General features: G+C 32.6%; 4 protein-coding genes. 2 read left to right on the forward strand and 2 right to left on the reverse strand.

Translation table 11 applies throughout. The features are described 5' to 3' along the window. Window positions 1-417 precede the first annotated feature (417 nt). The gene (locus E1171_RS05895) at window positions 418-957 is read right to left on the reverse strand and encodes an RNA polymerase sigma factor (RefSeq protein WP_155205028.1); all 540 of its coding nucleotides are present in this window, start codon (window positions 955-957) and stop codon (window positions 418-420) included. Window positions 958-1208: 251 nt separating this feature from the next. On the opposite strand from E1171_RS05895, the gene E1171_RS05900 reads away from it, so the two are divergent. Continuing rightward, window positions 1209-1778: a DUF1572 domain-containing protein gene (locus E1171_RS05900; protein WP_155205030.1), complete on the forward strand. Its 570-nt coding sequence runs from the start codon at window positions 1209-1211 to the stop codon at window positions 1776-1778. 569 nt (window positions 1779-2347) lie between these two features. Continuing rightward, window positions 2348-3364 (forward strand): glycosyltransferase, encoded by a 1017-nt coding sequence (locus E1171_RS05905; RefSeq protein ID WP_155205032.1) that lies wholly within the window; start codon window positions 2348-2350, stop codon window positions 3362-3364. 155 nt (window positions 3365-3519) lie between these two features. On the opposite strand, the gene E1171_RS05910 is transcribed toward E1171_RS05905, so the two are convergent. After that, entirely contained in the window at window positions 3520-4008 is a 489-nt protein-coding gene (locus tag E1171_RS05910) for a PH domain-containing protein (RefSeq protein WP_425509606.1), read from the reverse strand. Window positions 4009-4160 lie beyond the last annotated feature (152 nt).

Genomic DNA, 4160 nt, shown 5'->3' on the forward strand with positions numbered 1-4160 from the left:
TTCTTTGACAATTTTTCTGCTAGCTGTTTCCTTGAGTGACCTAGCCGCATCGTGCCATTCCTTTCCCATAGCTAAACTAAATTACTGCTTATATTTGCTAGCTGCAGGGTATTCATTTATGATCTTAACTAGTCCTATAGGGACAAAACCAGTCAGGAACTTTAAATATGTATAAAATTGTATAAATATGAAATTGAGAAAAGCCAATGGATACAAGGATGTTTCATCCCTAACGGGATAGGTATAGCATAGAAGTTATTTACTCCTTAAAATATGGTTTCTAGCTTAAGTTCCATAGTAAATTGTCTATTCTCCAGCACGGGCAGTTCTCAAACTGAAGTATCTCTATTTTTGCTATGTGTTCCCAAAAAAATCATCAAAGAAACTAATTTTATGACTTTATTGACAGGTAAGTTTCTATAAAGTGGCTTTGTGAAGCAATTCTCGTAATTTTTTCTTTCCTCTTTTTAAATGGGTATTCACGGTATTTTCAGAAATATTCATTTCTTCTGAAATCTCATTAACTTTTAGTCCTTCAAAGTACTTCATCCGAAAGACAGATTTCATTTGAGAAGGCAATTCATTTAAGGCCGCCCTTACTTCATTGAGAATTACATCATCTCCTTTAACCAATTCTGGATTAAGCCTGAGCATCGCATCAAGATAAATCAAATTTTTTCGGTCTTGAAGTTTTAAATCACGAAGCTTATTTAAACACCTATTTTTTACCGAACTATATAAATAGGCCTTTAGAGAGGTTTGAATGGATACTTTCTGAATATTCTGCCAAAGGTATAAAAAAAAATTTTGAACAATATCCTTACTTAAATGGATATCGAAGGTATAGCCAGTGGCAAATTTCACCAGATCAGGGTAAACTTTCAAGTATAAGGCTTTAAATGCCTGCCTATCCCCTTTCCTGATCTCATTTAACAATATTTGTTCCTCTAACTTCAACTATTATTAAATTATTTAAAACCATAAATTAAAAAAATTATTAATAAAATATCATTTTATAGTAATTTTAACTCTGATATTTTGAAGAAAATGATTTCAAGAGAAGTCAATATCAACGAAACCTCACTGGAAAAGAATCAAATACTATATTTTATAAAAAAACTCATTATTCTTACTCGACTGTTAATTGCAAAATCAATCAATATTTATGAACTTAAAAATTAATCCTTTCAATTAATAATCGTAAAACTATGAGCCTTAACTACCTACCCGGGGTCATTCAACAATTCAAATACTATAAAAGCCTAGGAGAAAAAACCATGGCACATTTAAGTGACGAACAATTACTTTGGCAATGCAATGAGGACAGCAACAGTATTGCCACATTGGTCAAGCACTTATCAGGAAATATGTTATCCAGATGGACAGATTTTCTCCAGTCAGATGGAGAAAAAGAGTGGAGAAACCGGGATGGAGAATTTGAAAATGATTTAAAATCTAGGAGTGAACTAATGGAAGTTTGGAATAAGGGTTGGGATTGTTTGTTGGATACCCTTGAAAATTTAAACGAGGAAGATTTACAAAAAATCATTTACATAAGAAACCAAGGGCATACGGCTATGGAAGCCATTAACCGACAGTTGGCCCATTACCCATACCATATTGGGCAGATGGTATTCCTGGGAAAAATGTTTAAGGGTGAAAAATGGGAATCCTTAACTATTCCTCGAGGAAAATCAAGCAGTTTCAATGAAAAAAAATTCTCCAAACCTAGGAGAAATGAGCATTTTACCTCTGAGTTCCTAAAGAAAGAGAATTGATGTCTATTAGAATATATTTCTTCTAACTCCATTGGGATGGATGCTCATACAACTAAACTATGAGCTTCCTTATTTTAAAACACTTTATTAATTGGTTGGTCCTATATATTTACCAGGAACTTTATTATTTATCTGTCCTTCCTCCTTATCCCATTGAATAAGTTTATGGTCAATCTGAAATTACATGTCAAATTCCAATTTAAATTGGATTGGATGTGCACTAAATTTCATCCCCACTATAACTTTTGAATCGTAACTGCACCCTAGGTACCTGGATCATTATTGAGCAGTTTCCCCACAAATTTTGCACTTTAGAAATTTTAAATTCTTTTCATTTTCACCAAAATCAATTAAAAATTGTAAAAAATATTCTGTCTTTAAATCAATTATACAAGTAAAGAAGTTTTAGTGTTAAGAAGAGTTTAATAAAGACAGTCATTAACCCCATGCCCTATTAATCCATCAATAAGAACAGCCAACCAAGAAGATACTTATTAAAATAGATCATTTGACTGGGGAAATCTGTTTCCGTTAGCTCAAAAATATTTTCAGAGACAAAAAAAGCTTTTATGGAAAGGGTTTCAAACATTAAACCAGGTGTGTCCGTTATTGTATGCTGTTATAATAGTGCAAAAAGGTTACCGGAAACCGTCCAACACCTTGCCTACCAAAAATTAAGCCCTGAAATAAAATGGGAAATTTTCATTATAGATAATGCTAGTACAGATAACACTTCCCAAGTAGCTCAAAAAGAATGGGAAAAGTATGGACTTTCTGTTCCTTTTAAAGTTTTAAGTGAAAAGAGGCAAGGCTCCAGGGTGGCAAGAGAAAAGGGAATAAGGGAAAGTCAATATCAATATCTCCTATTTTGCGATGATGATAATTGGTTAGCCCCAGATTATTTGCAAAAAGCCTTTCGTATAATGGAAAAGAATCAGGCTATTGGTGCTTTAGGAGGACGAGGAATTGCCTATTCGAATGTTGAGCTTCCGGAATGGTTTCAAAATTACAAACCTTATTATGCAGTAAATGAACAGGGAGAACAAAGCGGTGAATTAAGTGCTAAACATGCTTATCTATATGGAGCCGGAATGGTAATAAGAAAAGAGGCATATCATAGTTTGATAAAAAAAGGATTTCAACCCGATATGCCAGGAAGAATAGGAAAAAAATTAAATTCAGGGGAAGATAATGAGCTTTGTTATGCAGTAAGATTATCGGGCTATAAATTGTATTATGAAAGAAGTATGACCTTTAGACATTTTATTTGTAAAGAACGTTTAAACCTAACTCATTTAACTAAATTACTTAGGGATATTCACTATTCATCGGCTTGGCTGATCCCCTACGTTAAGGTATTGAAAGGAAAAAAGATGGGGTCAACAACCTGGTATATTGACCAGATTTTTAAAACCTATTGCGTTGGACGGGCCTTTTTTAAAGTTGTTTTTTATAAATACTATTTTAAACATTTGACTTTAGCCTTAATTAACCTGAAAGCCGAAAGGGCAAGCTGGCTTTCATTACTTCACCAGAGGAAGAGCTATAGAAAACGTTATGAAAAAGCTTTAAACCTCAAAGGTTGAAAGAAGGTGCAGCCATAAAAACGATTAAGGGGGAAAAATTCACTAATAATAAAATTCACATGGAGAGGTTTCAAGGAAAGTGTTGAATTGTAAGATAAAACACATTTTGCCAAAAAATTGTAACAAAATGTGTATGGAACATTAGGTGAAGATTTCTATTTCAATACATGTTGGGCAAGTACCTTTTGTACATCGTATACATTCACTGATTTATTAAACTTCTTTATGATACTTGGTTTAAACTCACTTGAAATCCAGATCTTTAATTCTGCATCTAAATCCAAAGTTCCGGCAGTTTCAATGCTAAATCTTGAAATACTTTTGTAGGAAACTGAAAGATATTCAGTCTTTTTACCAGTTATTCCCTGTTTATCTACCAGTAATAATCTTTTGTTGGTAAAAATAAAAGTGTCTCGAATAAGCTTAAAACCTATTTCAATCTCCTCTCCTTCTACGAGAAGCATATTGTACTCACTGATTAATTTTTCAAGGTCAACTACTCCAGCGTTTCCCAATAGTGATGAAAATAATCCCATAATTAATTTGTCATTTCCCTTCTCCTTTGGCTTTTCGGTTTCGCCCCGTTTTTTAGGAAGTGGTCTCTGGGCTCCACTCTTTAATTTGAATAAATTAATTATTACCAAGCTAAAAAAACTAAATAAAATAGTAATTCAATAGATAAAAAAAGAAACTTAATTAAAAATTGTCTAAAAATTGTTTTTAATTTCCCATTATGGTTTTATACAATATGGAAGATGTTGAATTTAGAAACTTTAGAAAAAATTTGTTCTGCCAT

The organism is Xanthovirga aplysinae (assembly GCF_009711365.1).
Taxonomy (GTDB): Bacteria; Bacteroidota; Bacteroidia; order Cytophagales; family Cyclobacteriaceae; genus Xanthovirga; species Xanthovirga aplysinae.

Bases quoted from the DNA above. Each gene is read 5' to 3' on its own strand.
- E1171_RS05905 (WP_155205032.1), top strand. From the start codon at position 2,348: ATGGAAAGGGTTTCAAACATTAAACCAGGTGTGTCCGTTATTGTATGC.
- E1171_RS05900 (WP_155205030.1), top strand. From the start codon at position 1,209: ATGAGCCTTAACTACCTACCCGGGGTCATTCAACAATTCAAATACTAT.